1 protein-coding gene is annotated in these 877 nt (G+C 69.9%); it reads right to left on the bottom strand.

The features are described from left to right. The coding region (locus tag IG90_RS0138700) for a class I SAM-dependent methyltransferase (protein WP_030596089.1) at positions 1-877 on the bottom strand (877 nt) is incomplete at both ends.

The following is an 877-nucleotide window of genomic DNA, read 5'->3' as shown; positions in this document are numbered from 1 at the left end:
CGTGTCGCTCGGGTCCTCGGCACGCGCCGTCTGCACACCGGAGGCGAAGGTCCGCAGCAACCGCGGATTGCGCAGGTCGCCCAGGAACAAGGCGCCACCGGGCGCGAGCAGGCGGAAGGCCTGCTCGACGACCTGCGTCAGGTATCCGCCGTTCGGGAAGTACTGGGCAACGGAGTTGAGCACGATCGTGTCGAAGTGCCCCTGGGGAAGGTCGCCGTGCTCGTGGGCGGCCTGCACCCGGAGCCTGACCCGCCGGGCCAGCTCGGGGTCGGCGTCGACATGACGCCGCAGCTCCTCCACGACGACAGGGGAGAAGTCCGTGCCCCAGTACTCCTCGCACTCGGGCGCCAGTCCGGACAGCAGCAGACCGGTGCCGACACCGATCTCCAGGACACGGCCGGGCTGGAGCGCCCTGATCCGCTCGAGCGTGGCCGCACGCCACTCCCGCATCTCGGGCAGCGGGATCGGCTCGCCGTCGTAACTGCTGTTCCAGCCGGAGAAGTCCTCGCCCAGCATCGGACCGGGCGCCGAGTACAGCGAGTCGTAGAGATCCCGCCACTCGCCGATTTGGACCTGCTCCTCCTCATCCCCCGTCGGTCCGTCGGTGTCGGGGACGACGTAGGCGATCAGGCGGGTGCTGTCGGGCTGGTCGTGGTGGGCGACCACGGCGGCCTGGCCGATCGCCGGATGGTCCGTCAGGACGTTCTCGATCTCGCCGGGTTCGATACGGAAGCCGCGGACCTTCACCTGGTGGTCGACGCGGCCCATGTACTCCAGGTCCCCCTCGGCGTTGGCACGCACGAGGTCACCGGTGCGGTACATGCGCCCGCCGGGCTCGGGACCGTAAGGGTCGGCGACGAAACGCTCGGCCGTCATA

The sequence above is a fragment of the Streptomyces anulatus genome (assembly GCF_000721175.1).
In the GTDB taxonomy this organism is placed as follows: domain Bacteria; phylum Actinomycetota; class Actinomycetes; order Streptomycetales; family Streptomycetaceae; genus Streptomyces; species Streptomyces anulatus_C.
This window is presented reverse-complemented; position numbering and strand designations above follow the sequence as displayed.